The following is a 14,780-nucleotide window of genomic DNA, read 5'->3' as shown; positions in this document are numbered from 1 at the left end:
CTAAATTTTTATAGTGTGGTAAATATTGTATGTAAATAGTAGCTTCTCAAAATTCTGTGACAACTTTGAGTGTAACAGGATGATAAAGAGGCGATTTAATGGTGCCTGGTTGGTCGTAAGATACAAAATAAAAAAAGCCCCGCAATGCGGGGCTTTTTTATAAGGATGGGGTGCGGTTGTTTGACTGCACCCGACACCTGAGCTTTTTTAGAAGCCCATACCACCCATACCGCCACCATCATGGTGAGGAGCAGCTGGTGCTTCTTCCCTAGGCAGTTCAGCAACCAGTGCATCAGTCGTCAGGATCAGTGAGGCAACAGAAGCTGCGTTTTGCAGTGCAGAGCGTGTTACCTTGGCTGGATCTAGAACACCGAGTTCAACCAGGTCACCGTAAGTACCGTTGGATGCGTTATAACCATAGTTGCCAGTACCTTCCAGTACCTTGTTCACTACAACAGATGGCTCATCACCAGCGTTTGCAACGATCTGACGCAATGGTTCTTCAATTGCGCGCAATACGATCTTGATACCAGCATCTTGATCAGGATTATCACCCTTCAGTTCCTTGATGGCTGAACGAGCACGTATCAGAGCAACACCGCCGCCAGGAACAATACCTTCTTCAACCGCAGCACGAGTAGCATGCAGAGCATCTTCCACGCGTGCTTTCTTTTCCTTCATTTCGGTTTCAGTTGCAGCACCGACCTTGATCACAGCAACACCGCCAGCCAGCTTGGCTACGCGTTCTTGCAGTTTTTCACGGTCATAGTCGCTGGAAGCTTCGTCGATCTGCTTCTTGATCTGTTCGATACGAACCTTGATGTTGCTTTCAGTACCAGCGCCATCAATAATCGTGGTGTTTTCCTTGCCGATTTCAACGCGCTTGGCGTGACCCAGATTTTCCAGGGTAACCTTTTCCAGGCTCAGGCCAACTTCTTCAGCAATCACGGTACCGCCAGTCAAGATAGCGATATCTTCCAGCATCGCCTTACGACGATCACCAAAGCCAGGGGCCTTGACGGCAACAGTCTTCAGAATGCCGCGGATGTTGTTCACAACCAGGGTAGCCAATGCTTCGCCTTCTACATCTTCAGCGATAATCAACAGTGGGCGACCAGCCTTGGCCACTTGTTCTAGAGTTGGCAGCAGGTCACGGATGTTGGAAATCTTCTTGTCGTACAGCAGAACAAAAGGATTTTCCAGCAGCGCAATTTGGCGATCTGGATTGTTGATGAAGTATGGAGACAGGTAGCCACGGTCAAACTGCATACCTTCAACTACGTCCAATTCATTTTCCAGGCCAGAACCGTCTTCAACGGTAATCACGCCTTCTTTGCCTACCTTATCCATTGCATCAGCAATGATCTGACCGATATGCAGATCAGAGTTAGCGGAAATAGAACCTACCTGAGCAATTTCCTTGCTGGTGGTCGTTGGCTTGGAGATGCTCTTGATCTCTTCAACGATAGCGGAAACAGCCTTGTCGATACCGCGCTTCAAATCAGTTGGGTTAAAACCAGCTGCTACGTATTTGAAACCTTCACGCACAATCGCTTGAGCCAGAACGGTGGCAGTCGTTGTACCGTCACCTGCATTGTCATTGGTTCTTGAAGCAACTTCCTTCACCAGTTGAGCACCCATGTTTTCCAGCTTGTCGCTCAGTTCAATTTCCTTGGCAACCGAAACACCGTCCTTGGTAACAGTTGGGGAGCCGAAAGAACGCTCAAGCACCACGTTACGGCCTTTAGGGCCCAGGGTAACTTTTACCGCATTTGCCAGAATGTTAACGCCGTTAACGATCTTGGCACGCGCTTCATCACCAAAAATAACTTGTTTTGCAGCCATTTATATCTCCTGTAATATCTTTAATCGGATAGTTGAAATGCAGATTACGCTTCGACTACGCCCAGAATGTCATCTTCGCGCAGCACTAGCACTTCATCACCATTAATCTTGACGGCCTGACCTGCATATTTGCCGAACAGCACCTTGTCGCCTACCTTCACATCCAGAGTGATGGCCTTGCCGTTGTCATCTTTCTTGCCTGGACCAACAGCAAGCACTTCACCTTGGTCTGGTTTCTCAGTGGCAGAGTCAGGAATCACAATACCAGATGCGGTTTTACGTTCTTCTTCCAGGCGTTTAACAATAACGCGGTCTTGCAATGGGCGAATTGCCATGAGTGTGCTCTCCTAAAAAGCTTGAATTAACATTGATTTTGTTACGGATTCAATTGCTAGGGGGAATGAACCTTAGCACTCGTCCCTATTGAGTGCTAATGATAGGGGCGACACATGGCTTTTTCAAGGGCAAGGGGATAAATTTTTTTGTCGTTTGCAATTCAAATCTAGATTTTTTCAATCGAAAATTAGATTCCCGCCTTGATCGACGGCATGTGATGATTTTGAAGATCGGTGCTCAGAACGCATTGCCCAGCCATTTGATAGAGCATGACCGCCGCCGTAATCTCCTCCAGATAGTGAGGCAGGGTCACTTTTCGCCCCCGCGTCGCGTAATTGGGCGGCACCGGATTCTCCAAGCTGTTGTTTGAAGAGTTTTTACACCGCTATCCCTGCACTGCACGATCACTGCTGCTACTCACAACAGCTGCCAACTCTTCAGACAAAATCTCTAATGCCCTGGCTTCCAGTTTAAGTATTTTTTGCGTGAGTTCCGGGTTATCCAGCGGTAAAAAAGAGGCGCCGCCCAAATCGCTTAACACCACTTTTTCAGCTCCCCTCAAAATATTATGCGCGTATAAATCGCCGTGCATGAGCCCATTGGCATGCAAGTGTTCTGCGGCTTGCGTGATGCCTTTTAAAATAAATTGGGCTTGTTGTGGCGTGAGTCTGCAATCTTCTGCATACACATCTCGCGAGCAGCTTTCATAGCTGGGTGGCCTTGCCAGCACTTTTAAATGAGCATCCAGCAAAGGCATGACCAAGCCTGAAACGCCTTGCGGGTGATTGTGTATCACTCCTTTGACACCGACTAAATTGGGGTGCTCACCCGCCAGCACATTGGCGTGCATTTCGCAACGTGGCAGGCCGTCGCTGGTGAGGCCACTCTTAAAGAGCTTTACTGCCACAAGCTCCTGTGCATTTTTTTGTTGCATCAACGCCTGGTAGGTGACGCCAGAAGCGCCTTCCCCGAGTACTTGCTGAAGGGTGAGGGTTTGCCAATCGATTTGGTGCATATGATGCTGGCTGATTAGAGCTTGCTCGATGGCGTTACAAAATGGGTTGCCAGCGTAGGCCAGCCAGGTGAGTTTAGGTAAATCGAATAAAAAATCCGGCAAGGTCTCAAACTGGTTGGCAGAAATCCTCAATAACTCTAAGGCGTGGCAATTTGCCATGCTGGCTGGCAAGCTGCTGAGCTGGTTACCCGCCAGCATGAGTTTTTGCAGCTTGCTGCACTCGCCCAAGGCATGAGGCACTGCGCCAAGTGCGTTATCGGTGACGATAAACCAGCGTAAGGTGTGAGTGGGGATGGCGTCTTCCGGGATATGTTTGATCTTGTTGGCTTTAAAACCAATCATGCTTAAGTTTTCGCATTGCCCAAGCACTTCTGGCAGGTGCGTAAACTGGTTGTTTGAGCAAAAAAGAATGCGCAGTTTTTTGAGGCGATTTAAATCACTGGGCAAATCAGTCAGCGCATTACCGGACAAGTCTAGAATTTCCAGGCTATCGGCTAATTCGAAAATTTGAGGGGGAAACTGCGTTAACTGACTACTTAATTTGAGGTGTTGGGCCCCTTGAAGCTTACCCGCCTTGAGTTGGGCGAGCGTGTCATCTGGCGCTGGGGTGAGTATCATAACAATCAATGCGGTTTATGGATGCGCTATGTTACTTCAATCCGTTTGATACTCTGCAGATTCTCTCTCCGTCAGGGGATTTGGCTTGTGCAAAAATACCTTGCCAAGCCTGACATGACTAAAGAATCAAAGGGGGCAGACTCGATTGATTAGATTTTATCGTTGACGACGAAAAGCCTCTGACTTCCGAAACTGGAAAGATCCTTTGCTGATGTTGAGGTTCTGGCCTCTCTGCTAGCCGATATGCCGTTTTTACTATTGGATTCAATAAGTCTATCCCTGCAGTACTAGTGACATGTCCGGATATTTAGCACACATGAAATCGACGAATGCGCGAACCTTCGGAGCAGCAAGGCGCCTGGACGTGTGCAATACCCAGAGTTCAGCCTCTAAGCCGGATACCTTGCCCCACTGAACCAACTCACCACTAGCAAGCTGACTCCATGCGATGGACTGTGGGATGAGGGCTGCACCACCACCGGCGATAGCAGCATCGCGGATCATCAAGAATGAAGAGAAGCGCAGTTTTGGGATGGGCTCTAGGACCAAGTGCCCCCCATCCAGTTCCCAGGTGGTGGGCCGGAAACTGGATGCCACGATACTAGGAACAGGTCTGATCGCGCCGGGCATCGGCATAGGTATGTGAGGTGCCGCCACTACAACCAGCCGATCCTTTGCGAAGCACCGACCGACCAAACTACTGTCTGGGTTTGGATTAGTTCGAATGGCAACATCAAATTGTTCTTCGACGAGATCGACTAGGCGATCCTCCGCCACTACTTCGATGGCGACCTCGGGGTAGGTTGCACAGAATTCTGCTCCAATGCGGCCCATCGCAAGCTGCGAGAACAGGACTGGAGAAGCGATACGCAAGCGTCCCCGAGGTATTGATACCCCTTCTCGTGCTGCCGCCATTGCTTCGGCCACTTCGCTCAACGGACCTTCGGTTCGAGCCATCAGCATCTCGCCAGCCTCTGTGAGTTTTAACCCACGTGCGCTGCGTTCGACCAGCCGTACGCCCATTTCTTCCTCAAGTTCGGAAATACGGCGTGACAATGTTGCTTTGGATATGCCACTCGCACGGCTTGCCTTTCCCAACCCTTCGTTGGTTGCGATGAGCGTGAAGTCGATTAGAGCATTCAAGTTCATGGTGTTCCATTTTTGAAACAAAGTATCAAAATTTTGACACCTTCCTTTAACTTGTGCAACAGCATATCTTCTCAGCATTGAAATTCAATACGAGGAGCTGCAATGAGCACTATCCAAAGAGCTGTACTGGTTCGAGCATACGGAGGCGCTGCCGCTGTGGAGGTAGCTGATATTGAGAAGCCAGTACCAGAGCAGGGTGAGGTTCTGGTTCGAATTAGCGCCGCTGGCGTGAATGGCATCGACTGGAAGGTACGTGAAGGCAATGTGCGAAATGCTTTCCCACTTCCATTGCCAATAGTACTGGGTGCCGAACTAGCTGGGGTTGTCGATGCAATCGGCTCCGGTGTCTCTCGCTTCCGAGTCGGCGATAGGGTCATGGGTGCGATGGGAGGGCTTGGTGCGTACGCCGAATTCGTGGTTGTCAATGAAGCGACCCTTTCTCGTACACCTGAAGGTCTGGACGATATCCATGCTGCAGCTATACCCGTAGCAGCCGTGTCGGCCTGGAAAAGCCTCTACCATGCGGGATCGATTAATCCTGGCCAGAGAATCCTTATTCACGGCGCGGCAGGTGGACTGGGAGGCTACGCCGTGCAGTACGCTAAGCGGGCTGCCGCCGAAGTCTTCGCAACTGCGGCCACCAATGACCTCGACTACGTACGTAGTCTCGGCACTGATCATGTGATCGACTATCAGTCTCAACGATTTGAGGATGTTGTCAGAGATATTGACTTGGTGCTCGACTACGTCGGGGGGGGGGGTGCTGGATCGCTCATGGCAGGTTCTGGCGAAAAACGGCGTCATTGTTGGCACGTCATCCCCTGACATTCTGGCCCGAACCCCTGCTAATCGACGAGGACTTTGGTTCATGAACAAGCCGGACCCCGACCTTCTGGAGACACTGGCCGAGGAAGTGGCCAACGGTACGCTACAGTCAAGGATCAGTGAGGTAATCGGTTTCGCAGACATCCCGAAGGCGATTGAACTCAATCGCACCTCTTCACGCGCCGGCAAGGTCGTTGCGGATTTTTCTCGCTAATCACATTTTATCCATTAAAGGAGATTCAAATGAGCATTCTGGTTATCGGTGCCACTGGCACCATTGGTTCACTTATCACTCAGGGCCTTGCCAGCGCAGGTGCCGAAGTCAAAGCTCTAGTACGTCAACCTGGTAAGCGGTCATTCCCGGTCGGCGTCACTGAAGTCGTTGCAGACCTCACCGATGTATCGTCGATGCGTGGTGCGTTGTCGTCGGTGCGTACGCTGTTCCTGCTCAACGCCGTTACGCCAGATGAGGTAACGCAAGCCCTCATCACGTTAAACCTCGCTCGCGAGGCTGGCATCGAGCGCATCGTTTACCTGTCGGTGATTCATGCCGACAAGTTCACCAATGTTCCGCACTTCACTGGCAAGCATACCGTTGAGCGCATGATCGAAAGCTTCGACATTCCAGCGACTATCCTGCGGCCAGCTTACTTCATGCAAAATGAACTCATGGTTCAACAGACGATTCAGGACTATTCCGTGTACCCCATGCCAATTGGTTCCTCTGGAGTCTCGATGATAGATGCGCGAGATATTGCTGATGTCGCCGTGGCAGAGTTGCTGCGCCGCGACCAGGCATCTTCTGCCCTGAATCGCGTAACGCTGGAGTTGGTCGGCCCACAGGCGCTTACCGGTACTTCCGTGGCGAAGATATGGAGTTCTGTCTTGGGTCGCGATATCGCCTACGGCGGTGACGATGTGGCAGCCTTCGAAGGACAGCTAGCTTCATACGGTCCCACTTGGTTGGCTTATGACATGCGCCTGATGATGGCCGGTATCCAGAAGTTCGGCATGCAAGCGACTGAAGGAACAGTGGCGCGGCTGGAGACCATCATAGGGCATCCGCTACGTACTTATGAAAACTTCGTTCGCGAGGCTATCGCTGAGGTTTAAACAACTAGCGGAAGGGGACGGATTTATTTCTTGCTGGCAAGTCGGTATCGATAATAAATCTGTCCTCGTTGCTATTTTTATCCATCTGTTTGTTATTGGCAGTAGCCCCTTACCAGCATCGTGCTACTACTGATCACCGTGGGAATCACTTGGCTACATCGTGCCAGCATATCGAAACTCATCCATCCAACTCAAACCTGACTTTATGGGAATAGAAACCATGACTACATCCTCAACCAACCTTGATGAGAGTTTGTCTCGACGTATTGTGCACTCCACTCGAGGAGCAACGGGACACGGGCCCATTACCCGTCTTATGAGTCCTGCTGATCTAGGACAGATTCTCAAGCCCTTTGTATTCCTCGACATTTTTGAAGTTAGTGGAGATGCTATCCATGCAATGTCCAGCATGCCTTTACATCCCCATTCGGGCATAGCCACAGTGACAATCTTTACAGAAGGCCGAGTACGGTATAGCGATCCGGAGAATGGAGAGGGGACTATCGGTTACGGTGGTGTTGAATGGATGCGGGCGGGCGGAGGTGTCTGGCATGGCAAAGAGCTGACCGCAGAGGAAGTTCCTCGCATTCAGGGATTCCAACTGTGGATCGCCTTACCGCCTGAACTCGAAAATGGTGAGCCTGAAAGTCGATATCTCGAATCAGTAGGTGCCAATAAGGGCCAGCCTTATCATGTCATACTCGGTAACTACCAAGGCGTGCAAAGCCCTATTCCTGCGCCGAAGGATGTCAATTATTTGCTGGTTACTTTAAAACCAGGAGAGCGTTGGATATATCAGCCACCTGCTGGCCACAGTGTTGCATGGCTCGCGCTTGCCAAGGGGGAGCTGAATGCCGGCGGTGCTGTCCAATCTGGAGAAATGGTGAGTTTTGACTCCAGCGAGGCACCTATTACCTTGCAGGCATCCGGTCAAGAGGATGCAGTATTCGTCTTAGGCTCAGCTGTACCCCATCCACACCCGCTACACCTCGGATCCTACTCCGTGCATACAAGTGCGCCGGCGCTGGAGGCGGGCGAGCGCCGCATAGAAGAGTTGGGTAAAAGCTTAAAAGCTGCCGGTGATCGTCGTACAGAGTCGGGGACAATCCCGGTATACCGCTGACAGTTTGCCTCTACATTATTTACCTACAACGTCCTTTGATCTGACGAAGCGTAAAGAATCTTGATTAATTGCGTGTGATTTTTAGCCTTGGATTCTAGATTTTTGCAATCAAAAATCAGATTCCTCAATCTATTTTCAGATTAGAGTCTGTGTTCGTATGCATACTGCACACTATGGAAGACATTAATGCAACTCTAGTATTGAGTAGCTAAGTATTATAAGCAAAGGCAACAAGCGATATTCAGTTACGTGCTTGGAATGAATCTAAAATATGTTCAATTCGCTGATCAATAGCTTGATCAGTGTCAAATCGCGTCACTATGCATTGCCGTGTAGCCAGCCAAGTCTCGTGACGTTGCCTACTACGTCCTGGTAACTTGCCCTCATCATACTGCCCTGCCCAGCGCATGAACTCAGGCTTTGCCTTGCCAAAACGCTCCACTTCTCTTGCTTCAATGCGTTCCAATCTTAATGGGGTGGGGAGTGAAAGAAAAATGATGAGGTCAAAGGAGTTTTCTAGAGCATCTCCCCAGCCACAGACCGAACCTGAAATGACAGAGGCTTCCTGATTGGCTATAAAATCCAAGCTTGATTGAAGCCGAAAATCGACCTCATATTTATCAGTGTAAGGCGGTGTTGTGGGCTTCCAGTAGAAATCGTCCGCATCGGCAAAACCAAAGCCGAGGCGAGCTGCGAGTGCACGTCCAAGTGTCGTGGTTCCTGAGCCAGGAGCACCAACAACGTTGATACGACGAAAAGGAAAGTTTGTCATCATCAGTTATGCTGGATTGCATTGGAAATCTGACTTGTCATATCAAATTCATTGAATCTGGAATTAGATTGCCACGATTGTGTTGAATCTGAAGTTAAGTTGCAAATAGTCGAATAGTGGTATTGCAATATTTTTATAACAGATTGATTTGAATGACCAGAGAGTCTGGATCAAACCAAATCCAGCTGTATCCATACTTGCCGCCAATCTGCTTATCGGTAGTGAAGAGGGTGTGCGCCAACACATTCTTTTCGATACCGATAGACGTCTGCCAGTGTCAGGATAGCCACCCTGATGGTGAAGTTGCCCGTAGCCGCGTGCCCGTAAGGGTACCGGCGTAGCTGAAACGGGCGTTTCGGGGGTAGTCCGAAGTCATTTGAGTAGTGACTTAACTGCTTCTAAGCCCGCTTGTGCACAAGCTTCATCTTCGTGAGGCATTCCGCCGCTCACACCTACTGCTCCCAGGAATGCTTTACTGGTTTTTATTGGCAGGCCACCTGCTAAAGTAATGAAGCCTGGTATATGGGCAATACCAGGTGCAGGCCCACCTTTTTTATCCTTACCAAAAGCAAACTCATCCAACAGACTCGTGGGCATTTGCATCTTGGCGGAATTCTGAGCTTTCATATTGGCGATCTCTCCTGAGCCAATGTATGCACCATCTGCACGGTGGAAGTAAATTGGGTTTGCACCTCCATCAACTATTGACACACTCATTTTCCAGCCATGCTTGGAAGCCTCATCCTGGCAGCCAGCCGCTATTTTCTGAGCAGTATCAAGATTCATTACTGGCTGACTTTCAAATGCCATAGCTTGGATACTTAGAGTGGACCCAATTAACGCCAAACCAGCTGCAAACAATTTGATATTCATTTTTGGAAGCCTTTTATTAATTAAATGATGTAAAAAAGATGATTAAATTGTGGGTAGTCTAGGGAAATATCAGTTTTAACTGAGGCCAAAAGTTTTTCTCAAACTTGAATCCACAGGACCAGCAGGCATAAAACGACGCAATTTTCTTAGAAGGGAGGCTTCTCCTTTTGGCGTGTGACGCATTTTCCATGGACCTAAAGCGGCATCGACAATCGTTTCTGCCACACCATCGGGTTCAGGGGCGTTCTGCACACTCTTTTGCACAGCACTGGACACTTTGGCACGATCATCGTCATAGGCTGAAATTTTAGAGGCCGCGCTGGGTGCATTAAGATCCAGATTGGTCTTGGTGTAAGACGGTTCAACGAGTGAGATGCGGATTCCGAACTTGCGCACTTCATGATCTAAGCTCTCAGATAATCCTTCTATGGCATGCTTGGAAGCCGAGTAGAGCCCCATATATGGCGCTGGAAGAAAACCCAGCACCGAGCTGATGTTAATTATTCTTCCAGAGAGTTGGGTCCGCATGTAAGGAAGTACTGCTTGCGTTGTACGCAAGATACCAAAAACATTGGTATCGAATATTGATTGAGCCTCAACAATCGAAGTTTCCTCTGTCGAACCTAGTAGAGTGACACCTGCACTATTGACCAGCACATCGATCTGTTTGCTCAAAGAAAGTATAGCTTGAATTCCATTTTGAACGGACACTTCATCCCGGACATCCATTTCGATCAGAACAACACCAGGAATTGGCGAGACTGCCGCAGTATTGCGTACAGTGCCGAATACTTGGCAACCACGTTCGGCAAATTTCTGCGCAGTAATACGTCCGATGCCCGAGGACACACCAGTAACAACGACAACTTTGGAATTAGACATAACAGAGTCCTTTCATATGGTTGAATGTGGATGAATAGTCATCATCCGTGCGACCGAGCAGGTTTGATCTTGAACCAGATCGAGTACATGGCTGGCAGGAACACTAGAGTTAGAACAGTTCCGGCAAAAGTACCGCCGATCAGTGTGTAAGCGAGCGTGCCCCAGAACACCGAATGCGTCAGCGGAATAAAGGCCAGGATGGCTGCCAGAGCCGTAAGGATGACAGGTCTGGCTCGTTGAACCGTCGCCTCAACCACCGCATCAAATGAGCTTAATCCCTCTTTGAGGTTGTGATTAATTTGCTCAATCAGGATCAGTGTGTTCCGCATCAATATGCCAGATAGCGCAATCAATCCAACAAGCGCATTAATGCCAAATGGTTGTTGGAACAGAAGTAATGTAGGCACAACCCCAATTAATCCTAGAGGGCTAGTGGCAAACACCATCACCATTGCAGCGATCGAACGCACCTGCAGAATAAGAATGAGCAACGTCACTGCAATCATAATGGGGAACAATGGCAACAGTGCATTGGTAGCTTTTTCTGACTCTTCAATCGCCCCGGCTACATTGATCTTATAACCAGCCGGCAAGCTGCTAATAATGGGTTGTATCTCATTCAAGATAGCGGCAGATACATCTGGAGGTTGGAGATTTTCTGAGATATCGCCTCGCACGGTAATTGTGGGGGTACGATCCCGCCTTCTTAAAATGGGCTCTTCCATCCTTATTTCGACTTTACCCACTTGAGACAGCGGGATATGTTGTCCTGCGGAGCCTACCAAAGTGAACCCGGCGATTTTTTCCGGATCCAGGCGAATCTCGTTTGTAGCCCGACCCACAACCTGAACAGTCCGAATATCTTCACGAGTCTCAGTGATCGGGATGCCGGTTAACAAAAACTGGAGTTGCTGAGAAACACTGCTTGGTGTCAGGCCTACAGCGTGGAGGCGATCCTGATTCAGTGTGAAATGAAGGGATGGTACACGTGTACCCCAATCGGTATTGACGGTGCGCATCATCGGACTCGCTTGCATCACCTTGGCAACAGCGGCCGCTATTTCCCTCAGCTTTGCAGAATCCTCTCCAGCAACACGAAACGCTACTGGATATGGAGAGTATGGGCCAAACACTAATTGTGTAACCCGAACTTGGGCCTGCGGAGCCAATCCGTCCACAATGGCCTTCCGTAACCTTAATTTCAGCGTTTCTCGTTCATCCTGATTGTCGGTTCGAACGACAATCTTTGCAAAAGAGGGATCAGGCAGTTCAGGCGACATTGCTAAATAGAAACGAGGAGCGCCTTGACCGATATAAGAGGTCACAATCTTTGCTTCTGCTTGTTCGGCCAGCCATGCCTCTACTTGTGCCGTAGCAATACTTGTTTGCTCTATTGAGGTGCCATAAGGCATTTGAACCTCAATCAACACTTCAGGGCGGTCTGATGTTGGAAAAAATTGCTTCTTTACAACACTCATACCGAGGATGGCGACAATAAAACTACCAATCACAATAGCTGCTACTAGCCATTTGTATTGAATCACCCGGCCAAGTAATGAGCGAAATCTTCTGTAATTTGGAGTGTTATATATCGCAGTGTGGCTTCCTTCTGCTTTCTTGATTTCTGGAAGCATCTTTACACCTAAGTAAGGTGTAAACACAACAGCCACAAGCCATGACACAATCAGAGCAGTTCCAACTACCCAGAACATGTTGCTGGTATATTCGCCAGCCGTTGATTGGGCAAATCCATTGGGCATGAAGCCAATTGCAGTCACTAGCGTGCCTGATAACATTGGAGCAGCTGTATGACTCCAAGCGTAAGCCGAAGCAGCTATTCGGCTATAGCCTTCCTCCATTTTTACAACCATTGTTTCAATGGCGATGATGGCATCATCAACGAGAAGCCCCAGTGCCAAAATCAATGATCCTAATGTAATGCGATCAAAATTCTTACCTGTTGCTGCCATAACCAGAAAAACAGCTGCAAGCGTCAGAGGCACTGCAGCAGCCACAACGACGCCCACGCGCCAGCCCATGCTTAAGAAGCAAACCAACATGACGACCAGCAGGGCTACAAAGAACTTGACCATGAATTCATCAACGGCACCATGAATATTTATTGCTTGGTCAGTGACTTTACTTAACCCCATACCCAAGGGAGACTCTGCATTGATGGCGGCGACTTCATTATCCAGAGCCTTGCCAAGATCCAGTCCATTCCATCCCTCCCGCATAATGATGCCAAGTAGCAAAGCCTCTTTCCCATTGTTCCGAACAATGAAGGTAGAAGGGTCTTCATATCCTCTTTCAACTGTTGCTATATCGGATAATTTAAGCGTGCGTCCTTTAGCTACGATGGGCGTGTCACTGATTTTCTGAAGCTGGTCAAATGCTCCTTCAATTCTGATAAAGACTTTTGAGCCTTTAGTGTCGATTGAGCCCGCAGGTGTTAATACATTCTGGCTATTGAGTGTAGAGAAAATTTCTTGAGGAGTAATTCCAAGTGTTGCCAATCGATCATGAGAAAAGCTGACAAATATCCGTTCTGGTTGCTCCCCAATAATGTTCACTTTCTTGACGCCAGGGACATGTAACAGACGCTGACGCATTTTCTCAGCATCCCGGACGAGAAGCCGCTGAGGCTCGCCATCAGCCTCTAACGCAAATAATGCAAAAGTAACATCCGCGTATTCATCATTGACGAATGGGCCAATGACTCCCTGAGGAAGAGAGGGTGCTTCGTCATTAATTTTTTTACGTGCCTGGTAAAACTCTTCCTGGACTTCGGAAGGAGGAGTGCCATCAAGTAAGGTTACCGTGGTAAAGGCCAGCCCAGGGCGAGTATATGTTTCTGAGCGATCATACCAACGTAGCTCCTGCATCCGCTTTTCAAGCTTTTCTGCCACCTGATCCTGCATTTCCTGCGCTGTAGCACCTGGCCATGCAGTCACCACAGTCATGATCTTGACGGTAAAGGGAGGATCTTCAGCCCTTCCCATGTTGAAAAATGCAGCAATCCCTGCAATGGTGATCAGTAGGATCAGGAACAAGGTAATGGAGCGTTCTCTGACAGCAAGGGCGGAAAGATTAAAATTGCTCATTTCGTTGCTCCTGCACCCACCTCTGAAATAGCCTCACGTTGAGTCGTGATGTTTACTTCATCTCCGTCATGGAGTAAGTGGGCACCAAGCGTAACAATTTTCTCATTCTCCTGAAGGTTGCCTTCAACTAGCGCAGCTTCATCAGTTAACTTCTGTATCTTTACTTCGCGCCAAGCAACACGCGTAGGTTCTCCTTCAACTACCCATACACCAGATCCCTTTCCTGCATCGAGGATAGCTGATATCGGCACTTGGATTGGATGTGTATTGGAGGCTTTGTTATCGCTAATTTCAATAGTGATTGTCGATCCGAGAGGAGCATTCGCTAAATTACCTTCAAGTACGTATCTAGCTTCAAATGTTCTAGAAAGTCGATCAGCGGATGCAGACAATTGCCGTAGTTTTACTTGAGTCGGATTGTCCTCCTCGCTATATAACTTAGCCTGAGCCAAAGATCCGAGAGATGGACGGATGGTTTCAGGTAGATTGATGATTGCTTCACGCTTACCGGTATGAGCGATTTGAATCACCGTCTGACCTGCTGCAACCACTTGTCCAGGCTCAGCCAAGGTTTCAACAATAACCCCATCGGCATCTGCCAATAACACTGAGTATGTTGAAGAGTTTTTGGCAATATCTGCCTGCGCCTCCGCGGCTCTTAATTGTGCCTGTGCGGCATCGGCAGCAGCTTTGATCTGGTCATATGTGGAAGCTGAAATGGCACCAGTGGCAACAAGATCTCGATATCGAACCTCATCATCCGCAGTTTGCTGGGCACGTACTTTCGCCGCTACTACTGTTTCAACTTGGGCATGTGCGACCAGTTGGAGATCAATGGGGTCAAGTCGCATAAGCGGCTGACCTCGTTTAACAACCTGTCCTGCATCAACCAAGCGTTCGAGAATTTTACCTGACACCCGAAACCCCATATCGCTTTGAACGCGTGCTGCCACTACACCCGTAAATGCGCGAGTCTGGTTAGTAGCAGATTGAACATATCCTGTGCGAACAACAGGAATCTCAGTACGTGGGTCAGAGGGTGTCTTGTCAGCGCAGGCGATCAGCGCTAGCGGTAAAAGAGTCACAACAACGGCTGATGCATGTCTGCGGCGAAGCATAGGTTAC

At 49.0% G+C, this 14,780-nt stretch carries 13 protein-coding genes; 4 read left to right on the top strand and 9 right to left on the bottom strand.

Annotated features, from left to right (window positions below):
- Positions 1-207: 207 nt before the first annotated feature.
- The 4 genes from groL to LG201_RS08950 all read right to left on the bottom strand — a co-directional run bounded on the left by groL (position 208) and on the right by LG201_RS08950 (position 5,041).
- Positions 208-1,845 (bottom strand): chaperonin GroEL, encoded by a 1,638-nt coding sequence (groL, locus tag LG201_RS08965; protein WP_226771810.1) that lies wholly within the window; start codon positions 1,843-1,845, stop codon positions 208-210.
- A gap of 44 nt (positions 1,846-1,889) precedes the next feature.
- The gene (gene groES, locus LG201_RS08960) at positions 1,890-2,180 is read right to left on the bottom strand and encodes a co-chaperone GroES (protein ID WP_226771809.1); all 291 of its coding nucleotides are present in this window, start codon (positions 2,178-2,180) and stop codon (positions 1,890-1,892) included.
- 386 nt (positions 2,181-2,566) lie between these two features.
- Positions 2,567-3,814: a leucine-rich repeat-containing protein kinase family protein gene (locus LG201_RS08955; protein WP_226771808.1), complete on the bottom strand. Its 1,248-nt coding sequence runs from the start codon at positions 3,812-3,814 to the stop codon at positions 2,567-2,569.
- A gap of 273 nt (positions 3,815-4,087) precedes the next feature.
- Positions 4,088-5,041, bottom strand: a complete 954-nt coding sequence (locus LG201_RS08950) for a LysR family transcriptional regulator (RefSeq protein ID WP_226771807.1) — start codon at positions 5,039-5,041, stop codon at positions 4,088-4,090.
- A 24-nt stretch (positions 5,042-5,065) separates the two neighbouring features.
- Here LG201_RS08950 and LG201_RS08945 point away from each other — a divergent pair, with 24 nt between their 5' ends.
- From LG201_RS08945 to LG201_RS08930, 4 genes are all read left to right on the top strand, one after another.
- Complete coding sequence (locus LG201_RS08945) at positions 5,066-5,788, top strand: NADP-dependent oxidoreductase (protein WP_226771806.1); 723 nt, start codon at positions 5,066-5,068, stop codon at positions 5,786-5,788.
- Positions 5,676-6,002 (top strand): zinc-binding dehydrogenase, encoded by a 327-nt coding sequence (locus LG201_RS08940; RefSeq protein WP_226771805.1) that lies wholly within the window; start codon positions 5,676-5,678, stop codon positions 6,000-6,002. Before LG201_RS08945 ends, LG201_RS08940 begins: the two co-directional genes overlap by 113 nt.
- A 29-nt stretch (positions 6,003-6,031) precedes the next feature.
- Positions 6,032-6,901: an NmrA/HSCARG family protein gene (locus LG201_RS08935; protein WP_226771804.1), complete on the top strand. Its 870-nt coding sequence runs from the start codon at positions 6,032-6,034 to the stop codon at positions 6,899-6,901.
- Between the two features lie 220 nt (positions 6,902-7,121).
- Positions 7,122-8,024: a pirin family protein gene (locus LG201_RS08930; protein ID WP_226771803.1), complete on the top strand. Its 903-nt coding sequence runs from the start codon at positions 7,122-7,124 to the stop codon at positions 8,022-8,024.
- A 241-nt stretch (positions 8,025-8,265) separates the two neighbouring features.
- On the opposite strand, the gene LG201_RS08925 is transcribed toward LG201_RS08930, so the two are convergent.
- The 5 genes from LG201_RS08925 to LG201_RS08905 form a co-directional block, all read right to left on the bottom strand.
- On the bottom strand, positions 8,266-8,799 hold the full coding sequence (locus tag LG201_RS08925; RefSeq protein WP_226771802.1) for an AAA family ATPase: 534 nt from the start codon (positions 8,797-8,799) through the stop codon (positions 8,266-8,268).
- 369 nt (positions 8,800-9,168) lie between these two features.
- Positions 9,169-9,669: a GlcG/HbpS family heme-binding protein gene (locus tag LG201_RS08920; RefSeq protein ID WP_226771801.1), complete on the bottom strand. Its 501-nt coding sequence runs from the start codon at positions 9,667-9,669 to the stop codon at positions 9,169-9,171.
- A 75-nt stretch (positions 9,670-9,744) separates the two neighbouring features.
- Positions 9,745-10,551, bottom strand: a complete 807-nt coding sequence (locus tag LG201_RS08915; RefSeq protein ID WP_226771800.1) for an oxidoreductase — start codon at positions 10,549-10,551, stop codon at positions 9,745-9,747.
- Positions 10,552-10,592: 41 nt separating this feature from the next.
- The gene (locus tag LG201_RS08910) at positions 10,593-13,655 is read right to left on the bottom strand and encodes an efflux RND transporter permease subunit (RefSeq protein WP_226771799.1); all 3,063 of its coding nucleotides are present in this window, start codon (positions 13,653-13,655) and stop codon (positions 10,593-10,595) included.
- Positions 13,652-14,773: an efflux RND transporter periplasmic adaptor subunit gene (locus LG201_RS08905; protein WP_226771798.1), complete on the bottom strand. Its 1,122-nt coding sequence runs from the start codon at positions 14,771-14,773 to the stop codon at positions 13,652-13,654. Before LG201_RS08905 ends, LG201_RS08910 begins: the two co-directional genes overlap by 4 nt.
- Positions 14,774-14,780 lie beyond the last annotated feature (7 nt).

It is taken from the genome of Methylobacillus gramineus, assembly GCF_020532675.1.
Lineage (GTDB): Bacteria > Pseudomonadota > Gammaproteobacteria > Burkholderiales > Methylophilaceae > Methylobacillus > Methylobacillus gramineus.
The sequence above is the reverse complement of the archived record's forward strand: the minus strand, read 5'-3'. Positions and strand labels throughout refer to the sequence as shown.

Coding starts and splice junctions, on each gene's coding strand:
- groL (WP_226771810.1), bottom strand. CDS start 1,845: ATGGCTGCAAAACAAGTTATTTTTGGTGATGAAGCGCGTGCCAAGATC.
- groES (WP_226771809.1), bottom strand. CDS start 2,180: ATGGCAATTCGCCCATTGCAAGACCGCGTTATTGTTAAACGCCTGGAA.
- LG201_RS08955 (WP_226771808.1), bottom strand. CDS start 3,814: ATGATACTCACCCCAGCGCCAGATGACACGCTCGCCCAACTCAAGGCG.
- LG201_RS08950 (WP_226771807.1), bottom strand. CDS start 5,041: ATGCTGAGAAGATATGCTGTTGCACAAGTTAAAGGAAGGTGTCAAAAT.
- LG201_RS08945 (WP_226771806.1), top strand. CDS start 5,066: ATGAGCACTATCCAAAGAGCTGTACTGGTTCGAGCATACGGAGGCGCT.
- LG201_RS08940 (WP_226771805.1), top strand. CDS start 5,676: ATGTTGTCAGAGATATTGACTTGGTGCTCGACTACGTCGGGGGGGGGG.
- LG201_RS08935 (WP_226771804.1), top strand. CDS start 6,032: ATGAGCATTCTGGTTATCGGTGCCACTGGCACCATTGGTTCACTTATC.
- LG201_RS08930 (WP_226771803.1), top strand. CDS start 7,122: ATGACTACATCCTCAACCAACCTTGATGAGAGTTTGTCTCGACGTATT.
- LG201_RS08925 (WP_226771802.1), bottom strand. CDS start 8,799: ATGATGACAAACTTTCCTTTTCGTCGTATCAACGTTGTTGGTGCTCCT.
- LG201_RS08920 (WP_226771801.1), bottom strand. CDS start 9,669: ATGAATATCAAATTGTTTGCAGCTGGTTTGGCGTTAATTGGGTCCACT.
- LG201_RS08915 (WP_226771800.1), bottom strand. CDS start 10,551: ATGTCTAATTCCAAAGTTGTCGTTGTTACTGGTGTGTCCTCGGGCATC.
- LG201_RS08910 (WP_226771799.1), bottom strand. CDS start 13,655: ATGAGCAATTTTAATCTTTCCGCCCTTGCTGTCAGAGAACGCTCCATT.
- LG201_RS08905 (WP_226771798.1), bottom strand. CDS start 14,773: ATGCTTCGCCGCAGACATGCATCAGCCGTTGTTGTGACTCTTTTACCG.